The organism is Yoonia maricola, from assembly GCF_002797915.1.
In the GTDB taxonomy this organism is placed as follows: domain Bacteria; phylum Pseudomonadota; class Alphaproteobacteria; order Rhodobacterales; family Rhodobacteraceae; genus Yoonia; species Yoonia maricola.
The window spans coordinates 1,500,509-1,525,017 of the sequence record NZ_PGTY01000001.1; the positions used below are offsets into that span (position 1 = coordinate 1,500,509).

Annotated in this window: 23 protein-coding genes; 13 read left to right on the forward strand and 10 right to left on the reverse strand. The window is 55.9% G+C overall.

Going from position 1 to position 24,509, the window contains the following annotated elements; translation table 11 throughout:
- Positions 1 to 12 precede the first annotated feature (12 nt).
- The gene (locus BC777_RS07605) at positions 13 to 747 is read left to right on the forward strand and encodes a rhomboid family intramembrane serine protease (protein WP_100367486.1); all 735 of its coding nucleotides are present in this window, start codon (positions 13 to 15) and stop codon (positions 745 to 747) included.
- On the opposite strand, the gene BC777_RS07610 is transcribed toward BC777_RS07605, so the two are convergent.
- A complete protein-coding gene (locus BC777_RS07610; RefSeq protein ID WP_100367487.1) occupies positions 744 to 1,532 on the reverse strand; it encodes an inositol monophosphatase family protein in 789 nt (262 codons plus the stop codon). The genes BC777_RS07605 and BC777_RS07610 overlap by 4 nt on opposite strands.
- A gap of 162 nt (positions 1,533 to 1,694) precedes the next feature.
- Here BC777_RS07610 and BC777_RS07615 point away from each other — a divergent pair, with 162 nt between their 5' ends.
- Positions 1,695 to 3,647, forward strand: a complete 1,953-nt coding sequence (locus BC777_RS07615; RefSeq protein WP_100367488.1) for a putative bifunctional diguanylate cyclase/phosphodiesterase — start codon at positions 1,695 to 1,697, stop codon at positions 3,645 to 3,647.
- Between the two features lie 89 nt (positions 3,648 to 3,736).
- Here the strand turns inward: BC777_RS07615 and BC777_RS07620 are convergent, their stop codons facing one another.
- Positions 3,737 to 4,645 (reverse strand): LysR family transcriptional regulator, encoded by a 909-nt coding sequence (locus tag BC777_RS07620; RefSeq protein ID WP_100367489.1) that lies wholly within the window; start codon positions 4,643 to 4,645, stop codon positions 3,737 to 3,739.
- Positions 4,646 to 4,738: 93 nt separating this feature from the next.
- On the opposite strand from BC777_RS07620, the gene metF reads away from it, so the two are divergent.
- Positions 4,739 to 5,605 carry a methylenetetrahydrofolate reductase [NAD(P)H] gene (gene metF, locus BC777_RS07625; protein ID WP_100367490.1) on the forward strand — a complete coding sequence of 289 codons (867 nt, stop codon included), beginning with the start codon at positions 4,739 to 4,741 and terminating at the stop codon, positions 5,603 to 5,605.
- 39 nt (positions 5,606 to 5,644) lie between these two features.
- Positions 5,645 to 6,130 (forward strand): PaaI family thioesterase, encoded by a 486-nt coding sequence (locus BC777_RS07630; RefSeq protein WP_100367491.1) that lies wholly within the window; start codon positions 5,645 to 5,647, stop codon positions 6,128 to 6,130.
- Here the strand turns inward: BC777_RS07630 and BC777_RS07635 are convergent.
- Positions 6,092 to 7,159, reverse strand: coding sequence for a T6SS phospholipase effector Tle1-like catalytic domain-containing protein (locus BC777_RS07635; protein ID WP_100367492.1), 1,068 nt, complete (start codon positions 7,157 to 7,159; stop codon positions 6,092 to 6,094). The genes BC777_RS07630 and BC777_RS07635 overlap by 39 nt on opposite strands.
- Positions 7,160 to 7,734: 575 nt before the next feature.
- On the opposite strand from BC777_RS07635, the gene BC777_RS07640 reads away from it, so the two are divergent.
- Positions 7,735 to 10,839, forward strand: coding sequence for a valine--tRNA ligase (locus tag BC777_RS07640; RefSeq protein WP_100367493.1), 3,105 nt, complete (start codon positions 7,735 to 7,737; stop codon positions 10,837 to 10,839).
- A gap of 71 nt (positions 10,840 to 10,910) precedes the next feature.
- On the opposite strand, the gene BC777_RS07645 is transcribed toward BC777_RS07640, so the two are convergent.
- Entirely contained in the window at positions 10,911 to 11,072 is a 162-nt protein-coding gene (locus BC777_RS07645) for a Tat pathway signal protein (protein WP_100367494.1), read from the reverse strand.
- Between the two features lie 78 nt (positions 11,073 to 11,150).
- On the opposite strand from BC777_RS07645, the gene BC777_RS07650 reads away from it, so the two are divergent.
- Together BC777_RS07650 and BC777_RS07655 are read left to right on the forward strand one after the other, a co-directional pair.
- Positions 11,151 to 12,266 (forward strand): pyridoxal phosphate-dependent aminotransferase, encoded by a 1,116-nt coding sequence (locus BC777_RS07650; RefSeq protein ID WP_100368049.1) that lies wholly within the window; start codon positions 11,151 to 11,153, stop codon positions 12,264 to 12,266.
- Positions 12,267 to 12,312: 46 nt separating this feature from the next.
- Entirely contained in the window at positions 12,313 to 12,498 is a 186-nt protein-coding gene (locus BC777_RS07655; protein WP_100367495.1) for a hypothetical protein, read from the forward strand.
- Here BC777_RS07655 and BC777_RS07660 read toward each other — a convergent pair.
- A complete protein-coding gene (locus tag BC777_RS07660) occupies positions 12,495 to 13,673 on the reverse strand; it encodes a pyridoxal-phosphate-dependent aminotransferase family protein (protein ID WP_100367496.1) in 1,179 nt (392 codons plus the stop codon). The two genes, BC777_RS07655 and BC777_RS07660, sit on opposite strands and share 4 nt — an antisense overlap.
- Before the next feature lie 133 nt (positions 13,674 to 13,806).
- On the opposite strand from BC777_RS07660, the gene BC777_RS07665 reads away from it, so the two are divergent.
- Complete coding sequence (locus BC777_RS07665) at positions 13,807 to 15,597, forward strand: ABC transporter ATP-binding protein (protein WP_100367497.1); 1,791 nt, start codon at positions 13,807 to 13,809, stop codon at positions 15,595 to 15,597.
- Complete coding sequence (gene ygfZ, locus BC777_RS07670) at positions 15,590 to 16,324, forward strand: CAF17-like 4Fe-4S cluster assembly/insertion protein YgfZ (RefSeq protein WP_100367498.1); 735 nt, start codon at positions 15,590 to 15,592, stop codon at positions 16,322 to 16,324. The genes BC777_RS07665 and ygfZ overlap by 8 nt, the downstream gene beginning before the upstream one ends.
- Positions 16,325 to 16,326: 2 nt before the next feature.
- Here ygfZ and efp read toward each other — a convergent pair whose 3' ends face one another.
- Positions 16,327 to 16,890 carry an elongation factor P gene (gene efp / locus BC777_RS07675; protein WP_100367499.1) on the reverse strand — a complete coding sequence of 188 codons (564 nt, stop codon included), beginning with the start codon at positions 16,888 to 16,890 and terminating at the stop codon, positions 16,327 to 16,329.
- Positions 16,891 to 17,116: 226 nt separating this feature from the next.
- On the opposite strand from efp, the gene BC777_RS07680 reads away from it, so the two are divergent.
- Positions 17,117 to 17,440, forward strand: a complete 324-nt coding sequence (locus tag BC777_RS07680; protein WP_008230719.1) for a DUF6280 family protein — start codon at positions 17,117 to 17,119, stop codon at positions 17,438 to 17,440.
- A gap of 56 nt (positions 17,441 to 17,496) precedes the next feature.
- Here BC777_RS07680 and BC777_RS07685 read toward each other — a convergent pair whose 3' ends face one another.
- Complete coding sequence (locus BC777_RS07685) at positions 17,497 to 18,075, reverse strand: cobalamin biosynthesis protein CobQ (RefSeq protein ID WP_100367500.1); 579 nt, start codon at positions 18,073 to 18,075, stop codon at positions 17,497 to 17,499.
- A 52-nt stretch (positions 18,076 to 18,127) separates the two neighbouring features.
- Between BC777_RS07685 and BC777_RS07690 the strand changes: the two genes are divergently transcribed.
- Positions 18,128 to 19,573, forward strand: a complete 1,446-nt coding sequence (locus BC777_RS07690; RefSeq protein ID WP_100367501.1) for a cobyric acid synthase — start codon at positions 18,128 to 18,130, stop codon at positions 19,571 to 19,573.
- Here BC777_RS07690 and BC777_RS07695 read toward each other — a convergent pair.
- The 3 genes from BC777_RS07695 to BC777_RS07705 form a co-directional block, all read right to left on the reverse strand.
- Positions 19,570 to 20,262 (reverse strand): hypothetical protein, encoded by a 693-nt coding sequence (locus BC777_RS07695; RefSeq protein WP_133122530.1) that lies wholly within the window; start codon positions 20,260 to 20,262, stop codon positions 19,570 to 19,572. The two genes, BC777_RS07690 and BC777_RS07695, sit on opposite strands and share 4 nt — an antisense overlap.
- A gap of 79 nt (positions 20,263 to 20,341) precedes the next feature.
- Positions 20,342 to 21,712 (reverse strand): TolC family outer membrane protein, encoded by a 1,371-nt coding sequence (locus BC777_RS07700; RefSeq protein WP_100367503.1) that lies wholly within the window; start codon positions 21,710 to 21,712, stop codon positions 20,342 to 20,344.
- 58 nt (positions 21,713 to 21,770) lie between these two features.
- Positions 21,771 to 22,424, reverse strand: coding sequence for a protein-L-isoaspartate O-methyltransferase family protein (locus BC777_RS07705; RefSeq protein WP_100367504.1), 654 nt, complete (start codon positions 22,422 to 22,424; stop codon positions 21,771 to 21,773).
- Positions 22,425 to 22,740: 316 nt separating this feature from the next.
- On the opposite strand from BC777_RS07705, the gene BC777_RS07710 reads away from it, so the two are divergent.
- A complete protein-coding gene (locus tag BC777_RS07710) occupies positions 22,741 to 23,325 on the forward strand; it encodes an ANTAR domain-containing response regulator (protein ID WP_100367505.1) in 585 nt (194 codons plus the stop codon).
- Positions 23,322 to 24,458 (forward strand): CmpA/NrtA family ABC transporter substrate-binding protein, encoded by a 1,137-nt coding sequence (locus BC777_RS07715; RefSeq protein WP_100367506.1) that lies wholly within the window; start codon positions 23,322 to 23,324, stop codon positions 24,456 to 24,458. Before BC777_RS07710 ends, BC777_RS07715 begins: the two co-directional genes overlap by 4 nt.
- The last annotated feature ends 51 nt before the right edge of the window (positions 24,459 to 24,509 follow it).

Below are 24,509 nucleotides of genomic sequence, written 5' to 3' on the forward strand. Positions count from 1 at the left end.
GACGGTCGCGGCATGTTTCCGATCCGCGACCATAACCCCTCTGAACGCACGCCCTTTGTGACGCTGACACTGATCGCGATCAATGTGGTCGTGTTTCTGGCAGGGCTGGCGTTGTTTCAGGACGAACGTGCCCTGTCGCAGCTTTATTACGACTATGCGCTTTTGCCCGCGCGCCTGTCGAACGGCGAGAATTACACCGCGCTGGTCACATCGATTTTCCTGCACGGCGGCTTCATGCACCTTGCAGGCAACATGTTGTTTTTGTGGATATTCGGAGACAACCTTGAGGATGAGATGGGACACATCCCCTTTCTTATCTTCTATCTGGCCTGCGGGATCGGTGCATCACTGGCGCAATTTGCGTTCGACCCATTGTCGAACATTCCAACAGTCGGAGCCTCTGGCGCGATTGCAGGGGTGATGGGCGGCTATCTGTTGCTTTTTCCCAAAGCCCGCGTCGACATATTTGTCTTCTTTGTTGTCTTCTTCCGCATCTTCCCTATCCCGGCGTGGATCATGCTGGGGCTATGGTTCGCCTTGCAGCTGTTCAACGGGATCAACGTGGATACATCAAGCGGAGGTGTGGCTTATTGGGCGCATGCGGGCGGCTTTGTGATCGGATTGATCCTGACCCTGCCTCTCTGGTTCAAGCTGGGTGGCGGGTTGTTCTGGCGGCAAACACACGGGCACCCGCCCCATCCAGAGGCCGCCTATGGCCGCAGCAGCATTCCGAAGGTCCGGCGCTAGGTTTGGCGGATAATCTTGGCGAAGGTTTCAAAGATAGGCTCGTTGGCGCAGATCAGATGACCATCGGCTAAAATGTCGCCGTCTGGATGCAAAGGCTCTAAAATGCCACCAGCTTCGCGGACGATCACAATACCAGCGGCAATGTCCCAAGCGTGCAAGCCGCGCTCCCAAAACCCGTCGTAGCGGCCTGCGGCAACATATGCCAGATCAAGGGCGGCGGCCCCATAACGGCGCACACCAGCACAGCTAGGCAGCAAGCGGGCATGGTCCTGAAGCGATGCAGGCAGATCAGCCCTGCCACCAAACGGTATGCCCGTTGCAAAGATGCTTTCGATCATACGATGACGTCCTGACACACGCATCCGGCTTTCGTTCATCCAGGCGCCAGACCCTTTTTCTGCATAGAACATCTCATCCTTGACCGGATCATAGATGACCCCCGCAACGATCTGCCCCTTATGCTCCAATGCGATTGAGACAGCCCAATGCGGCAAGCCATGCAGAAAGTTCGTGGTGCCATCAAGCGGGTCAACAATCCAGCGGCGGGTTGGGTCGTCTCCCTCAATCTCGCTACCCTCTTCGCCAAGGAACCCGTAGGTAGGACGCGCATGCATCAACTCTTCCTTGATCAGCGCTTCGGCGGCCTTGTCGGCACGACTGACAAAATCACCCGGACCTTTTGCACTGACTTGCAGGTTTTCAACCTCACCAAAGTCCTTGAGCAACCCGCGCCCCGCCTTGCGGGCGGTTTTCATCATCACGTTCAGGTTTGCGCTGCCGGCCATCTGCTTGATCCTTGGTTCGGGGATTAAGCGGGGCGTATAGGCCCAAGCGCTGTGCGGAACAAGAGGCAACGGAATCTTAACCATGCAACGGGTTTTCTGCCGCTTTTAACCAGTTGTTTGCAGGCTGTGTCCATACCATCGGCCAGAGGCAGAAAAGACGGCATGCAACAGAAACAAATAGATCACTTCCTGCATCAAACGCAGATCGCCGGGCATATCTCTGGTCGCGATGTACCCAAGCGTGTGGCATCGGCACTTTTGATGGTAGGGGTCTGCTATATTGCCGGTTTCGGCCTTCAAGGTGTCATTGCAGGCTTATTCATCTTTGTAGCCGAGGTTTTGGCCTATCCGCTGAATAAACGCGCGTCGCAGTTTGAAAAGCGGTTAAACCTGCGTACCGCCATCGCTGTCTTCGGCGTGAACTGGGCCGCCATGTTCCCGTTTCTGAGTTTCGCAGTGATCTTAGCTCAAAGCGATATGCTCCCCTTCGTTCTTGCGGCCTATCTTTGGGTTTTTGGGATATACGTTCACGTCAGTAACACATTCGGCCTTCTTCCAGCCTATAACTGGAGCCAGATGACCGTCGCTTTCGGGACAATATTCTTCATGCTTTGGGGGCTGTCGCAAAACCCCGCATTTGAGGCACGCCCGCTTTATTGGCTCCTGACGGCTGTTCTGACCACCGTCTATGTCGTGAACACATTTGATACGATGAACCTGCAAAAGGATACGCATCAGGCACTTGAACGGGCCCGACAAGAAGCCAACGCCCGGCTGGATGATCTTGAACGGTTGTCGCGCAGTGACAGCCTGACCGGGCTCATGAACCGGCGTGCCTTTGACGAAGTTGTGCAAAGCATGATGCACCAACATGCGAACAAACAGGGGGTCACTGTCTTTTTGATTGATCTTGATGGGTTCAAACCGATCAATGACAGCTATGGTCACGAGGCCGGTGACGCCGTTCTGCGGGCTATTGCATCGCGGCTTGAAGCCGTCGCACATCGCGGTGACCGGGTCGCGCGTGTGGGTGGCGATGAATTCGCGGTTTTATCGGCGAACGTGACCTCCGTGAAAGAAGCGCGCAAACTTGCGCAAGAGATCATCGCGACGCTGAGTGAAACAATACCTTTTGAGCAAAAGAAACTTGATGTCGGGATCAGCGTCGGGATCGCCCGGCAAGGGCCCGATGCCAGCACACCACCTGCGCTGCTGTCTGGTGCCGATCAAGCGATGTATCTGGCAAAACAGGATCCTGATACGCATCTCAAAATCTACGACAAAAGCGCTTTCCCCGTACGCCCAACCTTAGAAGATCGGCGCATTCTTATCGAAGCAATGGAAAGCGGGCAGATCATTCCGCATTACCAACCCAAAGTGCGTATCGATACCGGCCAGATTGTTGGGTTTGAGGCACTATCACGCTGGGAACACCCCACGCGGGGCACATTGTCGCCATCCCACTTCCTGCCGATGATCAATGAGTTGGCTCTGCAAGGGACATTCATGGCGCATACAGCCAAACTTGTATTGAAAGATATTGCAAAGCTGGTCGACGATGGGCTGGACCCCGGCCAGGTATCCATCAACATGTCAGAGGTTACGCTCGCCACGCTTCTGGGACGTAAAGAACTGTTTGCGATCATAGATCGCTATCCAGAGTTGCGCCCCTACCTGACATTCGAAATCACCGAAGACATTTTCATCGCGCGTTCGAGCGATATCATCAGACGATCGATCCAACTGTTTCGCAATGCCGGTGTACGCATCTCATTGGATGACTTCGGGACAGGTTATGCATCGCTGCAACATCTCAAGGAACTGGAGTTTGATGAACTTAAGCTGGACACGGGTTTCGTGCGGGATTTGGGGATTGATCCCGCCGCCAAGGTCCTGATCGAAGGTCTGGTAACAATCACCAAAGGTCTGAAGGTCGATTTGATCGCGGAAGGTGTCGAAACGGCCCAACAACGCGACATGTTACGCGATATGGGCTGCAAATATGTGCAAGGGTTTTATTACGGCGCCGCCATGCCGTTTCACGAAACGCATCTGCGCCTGTCTTCTGGCGGGCATGCACAGCGCAATCTGATTAAAAATCAATCCGTTGCCTAGGGTCGCGCGACATTCCGCCTCACGCATCGGCGCTAGACAGATTTTGCCGCTGGCAAGTCGGTTTGCGCGCAGCGATTGGCTCATCGGGCCTAATCGTTGCGTTGCAACTTGACCGCTTCCTGCCGCGCCAATCGGATCAGATGCGCCATATAGGGGCGACTGGTGTCCTCCTGCCGTGTCGCGGCGAACAATCTGCGGGTGATCCCTTCTTTGGTGAGCGGGCGTGTCACATAGTCCGAATTGTACCGCACCTCGCTGACCACCCAATCCGGCAACACGGCAACCCCACGGTTTGAGGCCACCAGCAGCAGGATTACAGCTGTCAGTTCAACCTGACGTATCGCGGCTGGTGTCACTTTCGCGGGTGTTAACAACTGCGAGAAAACATCCAATCGCGCCCGATCCACCGGATATGTGATCAGCGTTTCGCCGCGAAAATCTTCTGCCTCGATCACTTCCTTTTGCGCAAGCGGGTGGGTGGCTGCGGCAACAAAAACGGGTTCATAATCAAAAAGCGGCGTAAAATCTGTTTCAGGCAAATCTTCGGGATCGGAAGAGATGACAAGATCAACCTCCTCCTTGCGCAAGGCAGGCAAAGCATCAAAGGCCAGTCCGGGACGGATATCAACATCAACCTCGGGCCAGGCTTTGCGGAACTGTTCCAAAACAGGGAATAGCCATTCAAAACAGGCATGACATTCAATCGCGATATGCAGGCGGCCTGCGCTGCCTGCAACCAAACCTGCGAACTCTGCCTCCAAAGCAGCAACTTGCGGCAAGATACGCTCTGCTGCCGCCAGCATTTTCAGACCAGCGGCCGAGAGTTTCAGCGGCTTGGATCGCCGCACAAACAGCTCAACCCCTGCCTGATCTTCAATGCCTTTGATCTGATGCGACAGTGCGGATTGCGTGATGTGCAATTGGTCTGCCGCGCGGGCCAACCCGCCGGTGTCGTGGATCGCCTTGATCGTACGCAGATGTCTGAATTCAATATGCATATGTGAGCGCGTCTCATTACCTTAGTGAGGTTTATGAATTTGCTTCAGGTTCATAGCCATGTGACAACGACAGCGCAAGCCAGAGGTGTCCCTATGACCATCCCATCCGTCTCATTCGAGTTTTTCCCACCTAAGTCATTGGAGGCCTCATTTCGGCTTTGGGACTGTGTGAATACGCTTGCCCCCCTTGATCCAACATTTGTGTCCGTCACCTATGGTGCAGGCGGCACGACCCGGCAATTGACGCATGAGGCGGTGACGACTATTCATAAAACCAGCGGTTTGAATGTCGCAGCGCATCTGACCTGTGTTGACGCAACGAAAGCCGAAACCCTGCAAATCGCCAAAGGCTATGCGGATGCGCGCGTGAAAGAAATCGTCGCCTTGCGTGGCGATGCCCCCAAAGGGACCGACAGATTTGTCCCACATCCGCAAGGATTTGACAGCTCGGTCGCGCTGATCGAAGCACTTGCCGATCTGAATGCTTTCAACATCCGTGTAGGCGCCTACCCAGAAACACACCCAGAAGCCGCAGATCAAGCCGCCGACATTGCCTATCTCAAGCGCAAGTTTGATGCGGGCGCCACATCCGCGATCACCCAGTTCTTTTTCGAAGCTGATACCTTCTTTCGCTTTCGCGATGCCTGCGTAAAGGCAGGTATCAACGCCCCCATTATCCCCGGCATCCTACCCATCGAAAACTGGACCGGTGCCCAGCGCTTTGCCCGACAATGCGGCACCCATATCCCGCAGGTCGTGCAGGATGCTTTCGAAAACGCCACGCGCGACGGCACAACAGACCTGCTTGCCACAGCGATCGCAACCGAGCTTTGTGATGATCTATTGCAAGGTGGCGTAGAGCATTTACATTTCTACACGCTCAACCGCCCCGAACTGACACGCGATATCTGCCATGCATTGGGTGTCACCCCGAAAGTCCGGTTGCAAAACGTGGCCTAAGACGACAGCTTTGGTGCTATAAACAGCGCCGGAGCACCGATGTTCACCGCCACTTCACCCGACGAAATGCCCGATCTAGAGACAACGCTATCGATGTCGGGGCTGGAATTCATGCAAGCCATGCGTGACGGTCGGATTTCGCGCCCGCCCATTGCGGCGTTGATGAATTACACTATCGAGGACATTGACGAAGGCAAAACAATCTTTCGCGGCACGCCAGAATTCCAGCACAGCAATCCCGCAGGCGGCGTTCATGGCGGCTGGTATGGCACGCTGTTAGACACCTGTATGTCTTGCGCAGTGATGACTGTCACACCAAAGGGATCCGTCTATACAACGCTGGAATACAAGGTGAATATGGTCGGCGCGATCCCGATTGGTCGCGAAATTCGGGCCATTGGCACGATCACCCATGCGGGCCGTACAACAGGCGTGGCGCAAGGTGAAATACGCGATGTCGCCAGCCACAAGCTCTATGCTACCGGATCAGCCACTTGTCTGATTATGAAGCTCCGGGGCGACTGAGACCACGGGTGCCTCACCGCTCACGCTTTCATGCAAACGTTCTGATCTGTCTTTGCCAATGATGCGCTTGCGACGGGATAGAAATATCTTTGCCCATCCACGCCAATTGCCAATGGAGGGCGCATTCACATCTTGCGGGAACCGACTACGCCAATCATCCGGCAAAGGCACACCGCAATCGGATAGCCGTTCCAGCATCCAGACCAGCGGAATATTGGCCAGCGGGCGTGACTTGGGGTGCTGCCAGACTTGTCCGCCAACATCACCGTGATTGCCACGAAACCAGACCTGTTCCATTTGGCCGCTCCATCCAACGGGGCATTGCCACATGACAGGTTCATAAGCTGCGCGCCGTTCGTCTATTGCCAGCGCGTGAAAGCCGTTACGGATATGGTTGCCCAAGGCATGATTGTGAAAATCATGCTGCGCTTGTGCCCAGCGCCAAATAATTGGCAGGCGCAAACCCAATGCTTTGACCGTGTCCCACACCGCCACCGCCTCAACCTCGACATTTGGATGGCAGTAGTGATCGCGGAAGTGTTGTGCCGTGGGGCTGCGCGCACCGTTGCGATAATGGCGGTACGCCTGACGGATGATCCGTTCAGTTGCGCAATCAGATTTCACAAGCCCGACCATATCAATGACCCCGGCAAGCGACCGGACGGCATATGCGCCGCGTGAATAACCAACCAATATGATCTGATCACCCGCGCGGTACCGCGACGCAACAACACCATAAGCACGCTCTATCTGTCTATTGATGCCCTTGCCCGTCATCACATCCCATGTGCTGGACCAATCGCGCCATTGGATCCCCGCCTCATAGTGAACAATCAGGTTGGCAGAGCGGCTGATCTCATCAAGCAGTTTAAACGTCAACCCGGCGTTGGTCTCACACCCCGGTGCCAGCGATGACATGGTCCCATCGAGAATAACAACATGGGTTGCTGGCCCGCGCTTGCGCCCGCCGCCTTCCTTGGTCTGTGCCCGCCTGCCAAAAAGGCCAAAGAACCAATCACGAAACGGCATCATGCGATCCTGACACTATCATCAAAACGATAGGTTAATAGTGAACCACCAAATGTCGTCATCTTGCCTCGCACGCTATGTTCTCAAAGCCTAACGGTGCCATTGTGCATGTCCACCCAGATCAAGTCATTGTGCGATGACCGGCAGAAAAAAACCGCGAACGCGTTATTTCCCTCTGAGCAAGCTCAAAAAATACAAACAGTTCCAATATATTACACGAATTTCATGGAAAAATTTCATCGTACGTGAATAAACACATACGACCATGCGTAATTCAAATGACTGACGGATAACCCGCCAGCTGAATACCGAACGCATTGGAGATATTATATTATCAAGAACTGATCGTGCTTTGCCTTGTCGCCAGCCTATGGGTTTGTGACGTCTTCGCAGCAGAAGGATTGGGCAAGGTCACACCAGTTCACCGCAATGAGGACGCATCCCACCTCATACGACCCTTGTTCCATTGACTAAGTCTTATAACGAGTTTTGGTCTGCCCCTATTTGATGGGCAGGCCTTTTCCTTTTTGGCCCCCTCCGCTATCTGCAACCACAACCGCAGGAGAGTTGCAGACATGGCAATGGAAAAGACATTTAACGCCGCCGAGGCTGAGCCCCGCATCTATGAAATGTGGGAACAGGCAGGCGCGTTCAAAGCGGGGGCAAATGCCACCCGTGACGAGACGTTTTGCATCATGTTGCCGCCCCCCAATGTGACAGGGCATCTGCACGTCGGTCACGCCTTTAACCACACGATCATGGACATGCTGACCCGCTGGAAGCGGATGCAGGGCTATGACACGCTCTGGCAGCCGGGGCTGGATCATGCGGGTATCGCGACGCAATTGATGGTCGAAAAGGACCTTGCCGAAACCCAACAGCCCAAGCGGACCGAATTGGGGCGAGAGAAATTCCTGGAAAAAGTCTGGGAATGGAAAGCCGCCAAAGGCGGCACCATCGAACAACAGGCCCGGCGTCTGGGTGACAGCATGGATTGGTCGCGCTCGGCCTTCACCATGTCGGGTGCCGAAAGCGCGCCCACGACTGAAAAACCCGGCAATTTCCACGACGCGGTGCTGAAAGTCTTTGTTGAGATGTACAACAAAGGCCTGATCTATCGCGGCAAGCGGTTGGTCAACTGGGACCCGCATTTTGAAACTGCCATCTCGGACCTCGAAGTCGAGAATATCGAAGTCGACGGCCACATGTGGCACTTCAAATACCCGCTAGCCGGTGGCGAAACCTATGAATACGTCGAGAAGGATGAAGACGGCAACGTCACCCTGCGCGAGACGCGGGACTATATCTCTATCGCCACGACCCGCCCCGAAACGATGCTGGGCGATGGTGCTGTTGCGGTCCACAAAGACGACGAACGCTATGCGCCTATCGTCGGCAAACTGTGCGAAATCCCCGTAGGGCCGAAAGAGCAACGCCGCCTGATCCCGATCATCACCGACCCCTACCCTGATATGAACTTTGGGTCTGGTGCGGTGAAAATCACCGGTGCGCATGACTTCAACGACTACGAAGTCGCCAAGCGCGGCGGTATCCCGATGTACAACCTGATGGACACCAAAGGGGCGATGCGCGCCGATGGAAAGCCCTACGCGGAAGAAGCCGCCATCGCCCAAGCCATCGCCAATGGGGAGCAGGAGTTTGACGAGGCGATGATCGCCGCGATGAACATGGTGCCTGAAGAATACCGCGGGCTGGACCGGTTCGAGGCGCGCAAGCGCGTGGTGGCGGACATCACGGCCGAGGGTAACGCGGTGATGGTGCCGAACCCGCTCGTGGGTTCCACCCACCCTACGGAGGATGACGGTAGGGTGGGTGACAACCCACGCGAAGATGAACCCGCCATGATCCCCTTTGTCGAAGCCAAAAAGATCATGCAGCCTTTCGGCGACCGCTCCAAAGTTGTGATCGAACCGATGCTGACCGACCAATGGTTTGTCGATACCGCGCAAATCGTCGGCCCTGCGCTTGATGCGGTGAAAGAAGGCCGCACCAAGATCATGCCGGAAAGCGGCGAGAAGGTGTATTACCACTGGCTGGAGAATATCGAGCCATGGTGCATCTCGCGCCAGCTGTGGTGGGGGCATCAGATCCCGGTTTGGTTCGGGCCGTCAATTTCAAATGGTGATTTGGACTACCAAAGCCAAAAGCAGTTTTGCGCCACCACGGAGGCAGAAACCCTCGAGCTAGCCAAGGCGTATTATGCGCCCGATTTTGACGTAGAGGTTAGCGAGCTTGGTGAATTTATCCAACTACAAAGCGGGCAACGAGAAGTCGCTGTAACCGGTATTGGTGTTCATTCAACTGCACTTGGTGAAAACTCAGAAGCAGGCAAGACCTACGCATTAATCGCACGCGACCCCGACGTCCTCGACACATGGTTCTCCTCCGGCCTCTGGCCTTTTGGCACCCTCGGCTGGCCTGCGGACGATGAGGCGATGAAATACTTCCCCGGCGACGTGCTCGTCACCGGGCAGGACATCTTGTTCTTCTGGGTCGCCCGCATGATGATGATGTCCGAAGCGATCATGGGGCAAGAGCCCTTCCACACCGTCTATCTGCACCAACTGGTCCGCGACGCGAAGGGCGAAAAGATGTCCAAGACCAAGGGCAACGTGATCGACCCGCTGGATATGATCGACGCTTACGGCGCCGACGCCCTGCGCTTTTCCAACGCGCAGATGGCGGCCTTGGGCGGTGTGCTGAAAATCTCCGAAGACCGGATCAAGGGCTACCGCAACTTCGGCACCAAACTGTGGAACGCCTTCAGCTTTGCCGACCACTACCAAATCGCCTACCCCGGCGATCCGGCGCGGCCTGCGGCGACGCAGACCCTGAACAAATGGATCATCGGCGAAACCGGCAAGGTCCGCGAAACCGTCGATGCCGCGATGGAGGCCTACCGCTTCAACGACGCCGCCGATGCGCTTTATGCCTTCACATGGGGCAAGGTCTGCGACTGGTATCTGGAATTCTCCAAACCCATCCTGCAAGGCGATGATGCGGCGGCAAAGGCCGAGACCGACCAAACCCTGCGCTGGGTGCTGGACCAATGCCTGATCCTGCTGCACCCGATCATGCCCTTCATCACAGAAGAGCTATGGCAGCAGGCGGGTAGCCGCGCCAAGATGCTGGCGCATGCCGATTGGCCGACTTATACCGCCTCTGAACTGGTGGATGCCGACGCTGACCGCGAGATGAACTGGGTGATCGATCTGATCGACAACGTGCGTTCCGCCCGCGCACAGGTACACGTACCCGCAGGTGCGAAAGTGCCGCTGCTGGTCACGGGCCTCGACGCGAAAGGTCAATCCGCATGGGACAACAACCATGTGCTGATCCAACGGCTTGCGCGGATCGAGAGCCTGTCACATGTGGATGACTTCCCCAAAGGTTGCGTCACAATCCCGATGGACGGTGGCACCTTCGGCATTCCGCTGGCCGATCTGATCGACGTCGGCGAAGAAATCGCGCGACTTGAAAAGACAATGCAAAAGCTGGGCAAAGAACTCGGTGGCCTGCGTGGCCGTTTGAACAATCCCAAATTCGTGGCCTCCGCCCCGGATGAGGTTGTAGCCGAGGCCAAAGCCAACCTTGCCTTGCGCGAAAACGAAGAGGCGCAGTTGAAAGCGGCTATCGCGCGCCTACAAGAGATCGGCTGAAAAAATGGGGGCGGTCAAATGACTGCCCCCTGACTTTCTATGTCCAATCAAACTTCCGCCGGAGGCAATCCTCAGGGCACCACACGCTCGACCGCGCGCATCGCGCCCAACGCCTTATCATAGACCAGCGTCAAAATCCGCCGCCCGCCAGCCTTGCCCGCCACCTGCGGGACCGTGCGCACGGCAAGGGCGGCCCCGGTACTTGCCAAAAATCCGCGTCTACTCATCTTCATCGGGACCGCTCCTTTGTTGCGAACGATTCTCATATATGAATGGTTGCGCCGAATTCAACCTCCCGGTTATCTGAGGCCATGACAAAACCAGCCCTCACCGCCCTCGCCCAATCGCTCCCCGCCTCGGTTCCTTTCGTCGGGCCAGAGGCGCAAGAACGCCAGATGGGCCGCCCGTTCACCGCACGCCTTGGTGCCAACGAAAGCGCCTTCGGTCCATCGCCCAAAGCCATCACCGCAATGCAAAAAGCGGCAAGCGAGGCTTGGATGTACGGCGACCCCGAAAGCCATGACCTGCGCCGTGCGCTGGCCAAGCACCACGGTGTTGCCCCTGAAAACATCATGGTCGGCGAGGGTATTGATACGCTTTTGGGTCTTTTGGTCCGGCTCTATGTCGCCCCCGGCAATGCCGTGGTGACCTCGGCGGGTGCGTACCCGACCTTCAATTACCATGTGGCGGGCTTTGGTGGCGCTTTGCATACGGTTCCTTACACGGGCGACTTTGAAGACCCTGACGCTCTGATCGCCAAAGCAACCGAGGTGTCAGCCAAACTGGTCTACATCGCCAACCCCGACAATCCGATGGGCAGTTGGCATAGCGCAGACGTCATACAAAACATGATCAACCGCCTGCCCGCAGGCTGCATGCTGGTGCTGGACGAAGCCTATGTTGACCTCGCCCCAGAGGGCACGGCCCCCGCAATCAACCCAGACGCTCCCAATATTGTCCGCATGCGCACCTTTTCAAAGGCACATGGCCTAGCTGGCGCGCGTGTTGGTTATACCATCGGATCAGCTGAGGTGATCGATGGTTTCAACAAAGTCCGCAACCATTTCGGCATGTGCCGTATCAGTCAGGCCGGTGCGCTGGCAGCGCTGCAAGACACCACATGGCTTGCCCACGTCGGGCGCGAGGTCGCAAACGCCCGCGACAGGATCAGCGATATAGCAAAGGCCAATGGTCTGACGCCCCTGCCCTCAGCCACAAACTTTGTCACCATCGATTGCGGCAAAGATGGTGATTTCGCCCGCGCGGTGCTGACTGCCCTTGTGGCGGGCGGTATCTTTGTCCGTATGCCCTTTGTGCCACCGCAAGACCGATGCATCCGGGTCAGTTGCGGTACGTCTGCACAAATTTCAGACTTTGAGGCAGAACTTCCGCGCGCGATGACACAAGCACACGAAAAATTAGGATGATTTTCAGAAACCTCAGGTTATTCTCAAGAAAACAAAAGGATGGCCCATGTCGCACCACCGCCCGGTCCAAGCTGTTGAAGATTACACCGATGCTTTCCTCGGAACGCTCTGGGTATTCCTGTTCATGAGTTTTTGGGTGATCGCGGCGGCAGTCGGCTATCTGTGGGTCGCGGTGACAGCTTACGCCTTGAACCACTTCTTTAAATGGATCGGTCGCGTCAAGAACGGCTAAGCTCTCTCGGCCAATGCTTGTGCCGCAGCTGCCAAAGCCCCTTCCCCGTGGGCAATATCCAACGCTTTGAGACCTGCATCAATCGTACCCAACGCCCCCATGATCATATGTGCATTCACATGCCCCATATGCCCAATGCGGAAAAAGGCATCAGCAGGCGTGCGCCCCAGCCCGATCCCCAGCGTCAGCCCACAGTGTTGTTCACACCACTTTCGCAAGGCATCGCCATTGGGTGATCCGATCCCAACTGACGTCACCGCATGCGAGCGCGCGGCAGGATCTTTGACATTGAGCTGCGTCGGACCCACAGTTGACCAGGCATCAAATGCCGCCCAGACAATCTGGGCAAGCTTTTCATGGCGTGCAAAGACATTATCCAGCCCTTCCGCCTTGATCATATCAAGTGCGGTGCGCAATCCATAAAGATGATGCGTCGGAGCAGTTCCATCGAAATACTTAAAATAATAGTCCGGGTTTACACGCGGCTGCCAGTCCCAATAAGACGTGACCCGGTCACCGCGCGTCTCATTCGCCTTTTCGTTGAACCATACAAAGCTGACGCCTGCAGGCGTCATCAGCCCCTTTTGGCAACCGGCCACCATGACATCGACGCCCCAGGCGTCCATCTCAAACCGGTCACACCCCAGCGATGCGATGCAATCAGCCATCAAAAGTGCGGGGTGGCCCGTGCTGTTCATCACCGCGCGCAGGCCGGCAATATCGTTCTTCACGCTGGTTGAGGTGTCTACATGCACCGCAAGAACCGCTTTGATCCGGCCGTCCTTGTCTTGCGAAAGGAGCTCTTCGACCTGCGCCAGATCAATCGGGTCCTGTGTTCCATAGTCGATGGTTTCGACCTTGGCCCCCAACCCCGCGGCCATTTCACCCCAACCGATGCCAAATCGCCCTGTGGCCAAAACAAGTACCGTATCGCCAGCCGAGATCACATTGGCCAAAGCAGCCTCCCATGCCGCATGCCCATTGCCGATGTAAATTGCGACATTGCCATCCGTCATCGCCACTTGCTTCAGATCCGGCACAAGACTGTCGGTCAGATCATGCAATTCCCCCTCATAAATATTGGGTGAAGCACGGTGCATCGCCTGCAAAACAGCGTCAGGCATGACAGATGGGCCGGGGATGGCCAGATAGGCGCGACCTTGTGACAATGACATGGAATGGGACTTTCGTATGTGTGACTTCAAGCGGACATTAATGCAGGGCAATGCCGCGTCAACCTTGCTCAGCTTGCTCTGGCACCCCATTTACGCATAGACAGCGCAAAGCACAGTTTGCAAAAGGCCGTTGATGCCCCCTCCCGTTCCAAAACCCGGTTCTGAGAAAGACCAGTCAGCTTTTAAGCTTTTTGCCTGGCTTTGGCGCGATTACCTGCGAGAGCACAAGCTGCTTTTGGTTGGGGCCGTCGTCTTGATGATGATCGAAGGCTCCATGCTGGCCCTGATCAGCCGCCTGATCCAGCCAATGTTTGACGACGTCTTCAGCGCGGGCGACGAAAACGCCCTCTACTTTGTGGGCTTTGCGATCATGGGCATCTTCTTTGTGCGCGCGCTGACGTCCTCTGGTCAGCGCATTCTGATGGCCCTGATCAAACAACTTGCCGCGGCTTCGATGCGTAGGCACATGTTGCGACATCTGATGTCACTCGACAGTGGGTTCTTTCAAATCCATCCACCCGGTCAGTTGATCGAACGCGTTCAGGGCGATGTCAACGTGATCAACAGTGTCTGGAGTAGCTTGCTGACGGCTGTTTCGCGCGATCTGGTTTCATTGATTGGCCTTCTGGCTGTGGCGTTATGGATCGACTGGCAATGGACGTTGATTGCTATCGTTGGCATCCCCCTTTTAATCATGCCGTCTTTGCTGGTGCAGGCCTACATCCGCCGCCGCTCTCGCAATGCCCGCGAGATTGCAGGAAATGTCTCAACCCGTCTGGACGAGGTGTTTCATGGTATTAATCCCATCAAGCTGAACGCGTTGGAGACTTATCAGGCGCAGCGTTATGACAAGCTGATCCGCAAAGGCGTCAAAGCCAGTATGCGCACCTCTTATGGTCAAGCTGCAGTGCCCGCCTTGATCGACATCATGACCGGGATCGGCTTTCTGGGTGTCATGCTTTACGGCGGGGCCGAGATTATTTCCGGCGAAAAGACAAACGGGGAATTCATGGCGTTCTTTACGGCCATGTCGCTGGCCTTTGACCCGCTGCGCCGTCTGGGGTTGATGAGCGGGCAGTGGCAGATGGCAGCGGCCAGTGTGGAACGGCTGCAATATGTGCTGAACCTGCACCCCACCATCCTGTCACCTGCCCAGCCTAAGACAGTGCCGCAAGGATCGCCCAAGATCGCACTTGAAAACGTATCTCTCGACTATGGCGAACTACCCGTTTTGCGTGGAGCAAGCTTTACCGCAGAAGCAGGCAAGACAACCGCATTGGTGGGCGCATCAGGGGCGGGCAAAAGCACGGTTTTCAACGTGTTGACCCGGCTTGTTGAGCCAAGCGCAGGCACCGTCCGGGTGAACGATGCCGCCACTACAGAGTTTGAACTTGCGGATCTGCGCGGCCTTTTTTCGGTGGTCACACAAGATGCCGCCCTTTTTGATGAAACCCTGCGCGACAATATCTTGCTCGGTCGCAACGACGTTGACGAGGCGCACCTCAAATCCGTTTTGGATGCCGCTCACGTCAGTGATTTTCTACCGTCGCTTATTGACGGGCTCGACAGCCCGGCTGGCCCGCGTGGATCGAACCTGTCGGGCGGTCAACGGCAGCGCGTCGCCATCGCGCGCGCTTTGCTGCGCGATACGCCGATTTTGTTGCTGGATGAGGCAACCAGCGCGCTTGACACCAAGTCCGAAGCGATTGTGCAAAAAGCGCTGGAAAAACTTTCAACCGGGCGCACCACACTTGTGATTGCGCATCGCTTGTCCACCATCCGTAACGCAGATTCTATTGTCGTGATGGATCAGGGGCGCGTTGTCGATCAGGGTGATCATGATACGCTGATGGCACGCGGTGGGATCTACGCGGACCTGCACCGCCTGCAGTTTTCGCAAAAAGAAAGCCAAAGTGATGCCTGAACGCAGCGTTCTTTCCATCAGCGGCGATGACCGTATCGCCTTCCTGCAAGGTTTGGTCACCAATGATGTGACCAAGGCCGATGGGGCGATCATTTACACGGCTTTGCTGACGCCGCAGGGCAAATACATCGCAGACTTTTTTGTGATTGGGGAACAAGATCGGCTGTTGATCGATGTGGCGGCATCACATGCGCAAACGCTGGGACAGCGCCTGATGATGTATCGGCTGCGGGCGGCTGTGACTATTGAGGAAACCGATTTGATCGTTTCACGCGGGACCGGTGTTAAACCCGAAGGCGCACTCGAGGACCCGCGCCATGACGCGATGGGCTGGCGGGCTTACGGCGACACCGACATCAGCGACAACACCGACTGGGATGCGATCCGGGTTACTTACCTGATCCCGCAAACAGGCGTTGAACTGACCGGCGACACTTATGTCCTCGAAGCCGGTTTTGAGGCGCTGAACGGCGTGGATTTCAAGAAAGGCTGTTTTGTCGGGCAAGAGATCGTCGCCCGGATGAAGCATAAGACGACGCTCAAGAAGGGTTTGGGGCAGGTCGCCATAAATGGTGCTGCCACCCCTGGCGATGCGATTACGGCAGATGGCAAGCCCGTTGGCACGTTGCATACCATCTCAGGTAAGAAGGCCCTCGCCTTCCTGCGCTTCGACCGGGCCAATGGCGAGATGCAGGCAGGTGATGCAACCCTCACACGCCTACAATAGCCCTACGCGCGCTCGGCGTATTCAAATGTCTCGGTGTTCACAACGATATCTTCGTCCTGCCCGACAAATGGTGGGATCATCACGCGCATACCATTGTCGAGCGTTGCGGGCTTGAAGCTGTTCGCCGCCGTCTGGCCTTTCACCACAGGCTCTGTCTCAACCACTTTGCAAGTGACTTTTTGCGGCAGGCTGACGTTAAGCGCTTCTTCCCCATAATACTCGATTTGTACGATCATACCGTCCTGCAAAAAAGGGCGGCGATCGCCTAAAATATCGGCAGGCAGGGCGATTTGTTCATAAGTTTCGCTGTCCATGAAGGTCAGCATGTCACCATCTTCGAACAGGAACTGCTGGTCCTTTTGGTCCAACCGAACGCGTTCAACCTTATCGGCAGAGCGGAAACGCTCGTTCAATTTGCGGCCGTCGCGCAGGTTCTTCAGCTCGACCTGCGCAAATGCGCCACCCTTGCCCGGCTTCACATGGTCAACTTTTACAGCAGCCCAAAGGCCACCTTCATGCTCCAAAGTGTTCCCTGGGCGAATTTCGTTACCGTTAATCTTGGGCATGGGTCAAAGCGCCTTATTTGCTTAACAAAGGTTGAATGGTGTCTAAGCGCTGCCTATATCGCTGCGGTGGGAGTCTGGCAAGTTCAACTGGTTAATGTGTTTTATGGTTTGTGAGCCATGCGCCATGTGCATGGCTGCCATTCCAAAAGAGAACCCCCGAATCAGACAAGAACAGGCATAAAGGCCCTCACGCGGGAACTACAAGAGCAATAAAAAGGGAAGCATGATGAGAGATTTCGTCGACGGTACTGCCTTCAACAATGAACAAGGCAACCGTGCCCGCAAGCTCTTCGCAGCTGTGGTATTGGCTGCACTTGATGATGCAATTGCAGACGACAAAAAATACGGCAACGGCCCAGAGCAGATTGCACGCTGGGCACGTTCGCGCGATGGCCGTGAAGTGTTGTCATGTGCCGGTATCGACCCCAACGAGCGGGTTGTTGGTGGCCTGATGGAATTCGTCGGCAAAGGTGTCCGTACATCTGTGGCCCTATCACGCGAAGAAAGCGAACGCCGCAATGCGGCCGAGCAAGAAGCGCGCGCTGCATAAAGTAACTTAGAGCTTTGCGCTAAAGACGCGGCCCCGTTGAGGGCCGCGTTTTTTGTTTAGCCGCCCGAAAACATGATCGCCAAGATAATGAAGGGGGCAAACTCCGCTAATCCTAGTGAGACAATGAAAACACGCATCCATAAACCTGTGAACCTGCGAATAAGAACGCCGCAACACAGCAATGACAGCCCAACTTCCATCGCGCCTACGATATTGCCGTAGTGATCAGGGTCCCAATAGCTGACAGGGCTTTGAAAGACCCAGTTGCTATACGGCCAGAAATGCGCCCGCCCATCGTCATTATGCAACAAAAAGTCGAGGCCAAGATGGAGCAGGGCCGCACCGCAAAGCGCAATCAACACCGGCGACCGCAGCATCGCACCAAGCGTCAATAGGATCCCCCACAGAATGATCGAGTTGTCGATCCGGAAAATGCTTTGCCACGCATCCGAATAGTAAAGCTGCCCAAAAACAACCTCTGGCGATGTCCCCAGCACCTGCAAATGCCAGCCTGCCATCAGGTAGAGTGATAAGTCCGGGATCAGCGCGCCCGCCAGCGCCGCCGCCGTCACGGCGGGTCGTCCGGCTTTGCCAAATGCCGTTAGTCCGAAAATCAGATGCGCTGGCGTGTTCATGGTCTTTCCCCGCGCCCTTCGCGCCCCTATGAAGTTAGCGAAGGGAACCGCAATGACCAGAGCAATCATGATCCAGGGCGCAGGCTCGAATGTGGGCAAATCCATGCTGGTCGCGGGCATTGCGCGTGCATGCGTGAAACGCGGCATGTCGGTGGCCCCTTTCAAGCCACAAAACATGTCCAACAATGCCGCCGTGACCGCCGATGGGGGTGAGATAGGACGTGCGCAGGCGCTGCAGGCGATGGCCTGCGGGTTGGACCCCTTGGTGGATATGAACCCCGTCCTGTTGAAGCCAGAGTCCGAGATCGGTGCACAAGTTATTGTACAGGGTAAACGCTTTGCCACGATGAAAGCGCGCGACTATGGCAAGCAGAAATCCAAGCTGATGCCACCTGTCCTGGACAGCTTTCGCCGCATAGGCAAAGATCGCGATCTGGTGATTGTCGAAGGCGCTGGCAGCCCCGCAGAGGTAAACTTGCGTGCCGGTGATATTGCGAACATGGGGTTTGCCTCTGCCGCCAATGTCCCCGTCGTTCTGGTTGGCGATATCGACCGGGGCGGGGTTATCGCACAATTGGTCGGTACTCATGCGGTCTTGCCACCGGAAGATGAGGCATTGATCAAAGGTTTTGCCATCAACAAGTTTCGTGGTGACACCACGCTGTTTGCCGAAGGCATGGACATCATCGCCGCGCGCACGGATTGGACGCCGTTAGGGATTATCCCGTGGTTTGCCGATGCGTGGAAGCTGCCTGCGGAAGACGTGATGGACATTGCCAGCCGCAAAGGTGGTGCAATCAAAATCGCCGTGCCGCGCCTGAACCGTATCGCCAACTTTGACGACCTTGATCCGTTGACAGCCACCGCGGATGTCACGGTTGAGATTATCGAGGCAGGACGCCCCCTGCCAGGTGACGCTGATCTGGTGATTATTCCGGGGTCTAAATCGACCATCGCTGATCTGGCCCATTTCAGAGCGCAGGGCTGGGACGTTGATCTTGCCGCACATGTGCGCCGCGGTGGCCATGTGCTGGGCGTTTGTGGCGGGTATCAAATGCTGGGGACAGAGATCATTGATGACGACGGGATCGAAGGCGCGCCCGCGCGCGTGCCCGGCCTTGGTTTGCTGAACGTCCGCACTGTAATGGTGCCACATAAACGGCTGGCGCTGTCTGAGGCAACCTATCTGGCAACGGGTGACCGGGTGAGCGGTTATGAGATCCATATCGGCATGACCGAAGGGCCTGATTGCAACAGGGCGTGGCTGTCACTTCATGGACGCAACGAAGGTGCGACGTCAGCGGATGGAAAGGTTATGGGGTGTTATCTGCACGGGTTGTTTGCTGCAGATGCGTTTCGAGCGGCTTTTCTTGCAAGCATCGGAAAACCAGTCACCGCGCATGATTACACGCAAAGTATTGAAGACACACTTGATGCGCTTGCAGATCACCTGGAAGCTCACATGGACATTCATCAGTTACTGACGCTAGCGGGCTAGCCTTCGCCCATCTCACGGCTGGTCAGGACGCGGTTGATTTCGCGACGCACCATCTTGCGCACGTTGCGCGTGATCCGTTCGCCCAACTCACCGCCCAACTCATCATGAACAATTTCTACGACGAGGGCGCGCAATGCCTCTTCATCGAAACCCGACATCACTGACGCGGCCAGCGCACCCTGATCAGCGTCAGACAGGTTTTCAATCGCGGCATCCAAAGCAGGTTCAGCGGTTTCTTGCGTATCGGAGGACTGTGGCGCATCTGCATCATGCAATGTGGCCGTATCTACCATTTGGACGGCTTTCACAGCCTCGCGTGCCGAATCGTTCACCGATGTCGGGAACGCGCTCTCGGCCCAGGCCGCTTTGCCAAAGCTTTCGCCCTCGTCCGCCTCCCAGTCATCAAATTGCGTGGTTACCGCCGCTTCCAATTCGGCAATCGTGGCTTCCAGACCGGATTTATCGAACCGTTTTACCGGCGGCAGGTTAGGGGCGGTTCTGGCAGGTGCAGTATATGCAATGCCTGTATTTACTGGCGCTGTCGCAATTTCGTCATCATGCACCCGCTGTTCGGGCGTCAGGATAAGCCGGTCCAAAAGAATGCGCGAACGTGTGCGCGACGGCTCTTTGTGCGACACGAAATCACGCACTGATGAAACGAGATCATCAATATCATCAGTTGGCGCCATCTTGGACATCCCGTTCATCCCAAATTCTCACTCAGTAACAAAACTTTAGCGAACAGCACAAAACCGGACAACTGCGGCGTCAGTCTTTTCCGATAGCTTCCAGAACGCGGTCAAGTGCGGCCCCCTGCGATGACAGCGCTGATGGGGAATCTTTGACCAGATTATAATACTCGGATGGGTCATACTGCTGGACCGGGAGGTTGAGGTGATCCGCCGTCAAAAGCCCCATCGCCGACAAGAGCGCATAAGAGGCAATCACCTCTGACGCCTGTGCCGCGATGCGGTTTGTTTGCGCATCCAAAAGCTCTTGCTCAGCGTTTAGCACTTCCAATGTTGTCCGTGAGCCAAGGGTTGCCTCTTCGCGAACACCATCAAAGGCAACCTGTGCTGCTCTGATTTGCTGTTCCGACGCCTGACGTGATGCCTGTGCGACCTGCAGTGATGCGAAGGCATTCCCGACTTCTTGCTCAATCGCGATCGTTGTTTGAAGCAAAGATGCCCGTGAAGCATCACGGTTGGCCTGTGCTTCTCTGATCTGACTTAGGAGTGAACCACCCAGATAAATAGGACCGCTGATGCTGACCCCCACCTGTGCGGTTCTGTTTGATTCCTCATCTACACTAACGAAGCTTTCCAACCCTACAGTCGGTCGCTTTGCTGCCTCTGCGCCCAAAATATTGAGTTCAGCCGCAGAAACAGTGTGCTGCGCTTCCAAAATGTCGGGGTGGTTGCGGACGGCAAATGCTTTGGCGTCATCAATGGTCCGTGACACAGGTGCAGGGCTGACAGCACGCGGACCGCCCGGCGCGCGCCCCACAGCGGCTTGATATTCCTCAATTGCCTGCGCCAAATCGCCTTGGGCGCTTGCCAGTTCACTGCGTGCAGCAGCAAGACGGGCTTCTGCCAGTGCCACATCCGTGCGGGTGACTTCACCAACTTCAAAGCGGTCCTGTGCCGCGCGGAATTCCTGCGTGATGACGCGCACGTTGTTTTGACGCAATTGCACGAATTCACCCGTACTACGCACGGACATATAAGCCTGAACGCCGCGCAGCAACACATCCTGTTCGATCCCGCGCAACGTCTGCCTTGTACCAAGCACGACCTCTTTTTGCGCATCAATCCCAAGCCGGTTCACCCCGAAATCATAAAGCGTCAGATTGGCCGAGATAAGTGCAAGCACCGAGTCAGTAGTTGCGATGCTTGTAAGCTCGGTTTCGGTGCGTGTGCGTTCTGCGGTAATTGACCAGCTGATTACCGGCAGCGTCGCGGCAACAGATTGTGCAACCCCTTCATCGGCAGCACGTAACAGTGCACGGTTTTGCTCGAGCAAACCGGAGTTATTGTAAGCGGCAGTCAGCGCCTCTGCCAGCGTATCGGCTTTCAATGCCGGTGCGGCTGCGAATGACAGCACAATAGCGATTGTAGCAAGTCCCTTACGTTTGATCATGCGATACCCTTACCTGTTTTATAGTTGGCACGCGAAACCTCGTGCAAACGCTGACTTTTTAAAGCGCGAAGACGCTGTCCTTTTCAAAGCCTGCAAGAACCGGTGCGCTGGCGTTGAAAGAGAAACGCCAATTCACCGCGCCATCAATTTTATGCCCGATCCGTACAACGCCCAACGTGCCTTCGGCACAGACGGCGGCAATGCGACCACCTTCACGAAGCTGGTCCAACAGCGCCGCCGGGATTTGTTCTACACCACCTTGCAGGATAATAATGTCGTAAGGGCCTGATTTCGCGGCACCTTCGTTTAATGCGCCAGTCATGACAGCGGCATTGTCAGCACCGTGTTGCGACAAGAGCGACTGCGCATCCTGCGCGCGGGCGTCATCATCTTCAACTGCCACGACGAAATCGCTCATATGCGCCAGAACAGCCGTCGAATACCCCAGACCGCACGCAATATCGAGCACGACATGTTGCGGCTGGATGTCCAGTGCATCGATCATCTTGGCCAATGTCCGCGGCTCAAGCATCATACGCCCACTGCCGATATCCAGGTTTTCGCCTACATAGGCCGCCTCGCGCTTTGCATCCGGCACAAACGCCTCGCGCGGTACGGCAAGCATGGCGTCAATAATCGGGAATTTGGTCACATCCGAAGGACGCACCTGCGTATCGACCATCATCGTGCGGCGGGAGGTATAATCAGTCACGCTCTAAACTCTTTCGTTCAGTATTTTTAGGGTGTGATGCCACAGATGGCGCAAGGCAGCAACATTGATGATGTCGCATAGCGGGCAAGCTGTTCCCCTTGGTGCAATCTCAACACAACGTACTGAGCAATCAGCAAAGAATTGCCACGATACGCCCCCGGCAAAGCATCATGTCTCTGGTTGCACGGCAGTCTTGCTGCATACGAAACAGGCAATCGGGCGGCAGATGCTTAATCTTTAGACTTCGCGATATCACATCTACTGAAAATCGAGAGTGGAAATAGACCTTCTTCAATGCGACAGCGATGACAGCAGCATGAGTGAAAATCTCCGTATTCTTGTTGTCGAAACTGACCCTGCGCGCGTGCGCGACATCGTTGATGCGCTCAATGACGCAGGCTGGACCGATGTGAAGGCGCTTGGCCAGATTTCAGCGCTGGATCGCACGGTCAAGGAGTTTGCACCCGATATTGTCTTGATCGACCTCGCCCACCCTGACCGCGATACGTTGGAACATATCACTCTCGCCTCAGAAACCGACAAGCGCGCAGTCGCTCTGTTTGTTGATCGCACGGATGACACACTGACCAAGGCCGCCCTGAACGCAGGCGTCAGTGCTTATGTGGTTGATGGCCTGACCATGGGCCGGATCAAACCTGTCCTGGAAACGGCAATCGCCCGGTTCAAGGTCATTCGTCAGATGCAATCCGAACTGGACGCAGCCAAGCAGGCGCTGGAAGACCGCAAGACAATCGACCGCGCCAAAGGGTTCTTGATGCGTCAGCGCGGCCTGTCCGAGGACGCAGCCTATAGCCTGATGCGCAAGACCGCGATGGACCAAGGGCGTAAGGTGATCGAGGTCGCAAATGCGCTTGTCACGGCAGCGGATCTTCTTTCATGACAGGGATTGTGCTGAATTGCGGATATGTGCCGCTTGTCGACTGCGCGCCGTTGGTCATCGCCAAAGAGCTTGGCTTTGCCGCAGAAGAAGGGTTGGAGCTGAACCTGATCCGCCAGCCGTCTTGGTCGGCATTACGGGACATGCTGGCACTGGGGCATCTGGATGCTGCACAAATGCTCTCACCCATGCCGGTTGCGATGTCGATGGGCATTGGCGGGCTTCCAGCCCAAATTGACACCCTCATGGTCCTTTCGGTCAACGGGACCGTATTTGGGGCGTCAAAAGCTTTGGCAACTACGTTTGGCGACATTCCCTTTGGTGATGCAAAGGCCCTGTTAGAATGTATCGCCGCATATGAAGATGACCGACCGCTGCGCATCGGGGTGCCATTCCACTATGCCATGCATCGGCTGTTGCTATCTTATTGGACGGCAACCGTGCCCGCGCTCAAGATCGAAGAAATCACTGTTCCACCACCACGCATGGCCGATGCTGTGTCAGAAGGCCATGTCGATGCTTTCTGGGTGGGTGAACCATGGGGCAGCGTCGCTGTGCAGCGCGGTGTCGCGCAGTTGATGATGACAGGCAGCGATGTGTGGAAATTCGCCCCCGAAAAGGTACTGGCCGCCCGCCACGACTGGATTGCCGAAAACGACGATGCCGTACGCCGACTGATGCGGGCCGTCTATGGGGCTGCCAAATGGCTTGATGCGCGACAGAATAAACCATTGGCCATCGAAATTCTGGGCCGCAGTGAACATTTGAATTTGTCGCCCGAATTGATTGATCCTGCGGTGACGGGCCATTTGACGCCGGGACTTGGCCAACCGCCTGTTGCCGTGCAGCGATTCTTGCAGTTCCACAAATACGCCGCCAACTTTCCCTGGCGCAGTCAGGCCGCGTGGATCGCAAAACAGCTTGGCGCAGATGCGGATGGGATTGCACGGGCCAAGCAATGCTTCCGCTCTGACCTTTATCGCAAGCATCTGAATGGCATTGGCGCTGATTTGCCCGGCGCATCCGAAAAAATCGAAGGATCGTTGAAGTTTGAAACGGCTGTTGCCTCGACGCACGGGCATATGATTCTTGCCCCTGATGCCTTCTTTGATGGCAGCATGTTCGATTTCACCTGAATTTCTGACCAATTCTTAGGCAGTTTCTGCATTGCAGCGCAAAAGATATCG

Coding starts and splice junctions, on each gene's coding strand:
- BC777_RS07605 (WP_100367486.1), top strand. CDS start 13: ATGTTTCCGATCCGCGACCATAACCCCTCTGAACGCACGCCCTTTGTG.
- BC777_RS07610 (WP_100367487.1), bottom strand. CDS start 1,532: ATGGCCGGCAGCGCAAACCTGAACGTGATGATGAAAACCGCCCGCAAG.
- BC777_RS07615 (WP_100367488.1), top strand. CDS start 1,695: ATGCAACAGAAACAAATAGATCACTTCCTGCATCAAACGCAGATCGCC.
- BC777_RS07620 (WP_100367489.1), bottom strand. CDS start 4,645: ATGCATATTGAATTCAGACATCTGCGTACGATCAAGGCGATCCACGAC.
- metF (WP_100367490.1), top strand. CDS start 4,739: ATGACCATCCCATCCGTCTCATTCGAGTTTTTCCCACCTAAGTCATTG.
- BC777_RS07630 (WP_100367491.1), top strand. CDS start 5,645: ATGTTCACCGCCACTTCACCCGACGAAATGCCCGATCTAGAGACAACG.
- BC777_RS07635 (WP_100367492.1), bottom strand. CDS start 7,159: ATGCCGTTTCGTGATTGGTTCTTTGGCCTTTTTGGCAGGCGGGCACAG.
- BC777_RS07640 (WP_100367493.1), top strand. CDS start 7,735: ATGGCAATGGAAAAGACATTTAACGCCGCCGAGGCTGAGCCCCGCATC.
- BC777_RS07645 (WP_100367494.1), bottom strand. CDS start 11,072: ATGAAGATGAGTAGACGCGGATTTTTGGCAAGTACCGGGGCCGCCCTT.
- BC777_RS07650 (WP_100368049.1), top strand. CDS start 11,151: ATGACAAAACCAGCCCTCACCGCCCTCGCCCAATCGCTCCCCGCCTCG.
- BC777_RS07655 (WP_100367495.1), top strand. CDS start 12,313: ATGTCGCACCACCGCCCGGTCCAAGCTGTTGAAGATTACACCGATGCT.
- BC777_RS07660 (WP_100367496.1), bottom strand. CDS start 13,673: ATGTCATTGTCACAAGGTCGCGCCTATCTGGCCATCCCCGGCCCATCT.
- BC777_RS07665 (WP_100367497.1), top strand. CDS start 13,807: ATGCCCCCTCCCGTTCCAAAACCCGGTTCTGAGAAAGACCAGTCAGCT.
- ygfZ (WP_100367498.1), top strand. CDS start 15,590: ATGCCTGAACGCAGCGTTCTTTCCATCAGCGGCGATGACCGTATCGCC.
- efp (WP_100367499.1), bottom strand. CDS start 16,890: ATGCCCAAGATTAACGGTAACGAAATTCGCCCAGGGAACACTTTGGAG.
- BC777_RS07680 (WP_008230719.1), top strand. CDS start 17,117: ATGAGAGATTTCGTCGACGGTACTGCCTTCAACAATGAACAAGGCAAC.
- BC777_RS07685 (WP_100367500.1), bottom strand. CDS start 18,075: ATGAACACGCCAGCGCATCTGATTTTCGGACTAACGGCATTTGGCAAA.
- BC777_RS07690 (WP_100367501.1), top strand. CDS start 18,128: ATGACCAGAGCAATCATGATCCAGGGCGCAGGCTCGAATGTGGGCAAA.
- BC777_RS07695 (WP_133122530.1), bottom strand. CDS start 20,262: ATGGCGCCAACTGATGATATTGATGATCTCGTTTCATCAGTGCGTGAT.
- BC777_RS07700 (WP_100367503.1), bottom strand. CDS start 21,712: ATGATCAAACGTAAGGGACTTGCTACAATCGCTATTGTGCTGTCATTC.
- BC777_RS07710 (WP_100367505.1), top strand. CDS start 22,741: ATGAGTGAAAATCTCCGTATTCTTGTTGTCGAAACTGACCCTGCGCGC.
- BC777_RS07715 (WP_100367506.1), top strand. CDS start 23,322: ATGACAGGGATTGTGCTGAATTGCGGATATGTGCCGCTTGTCGACTGC.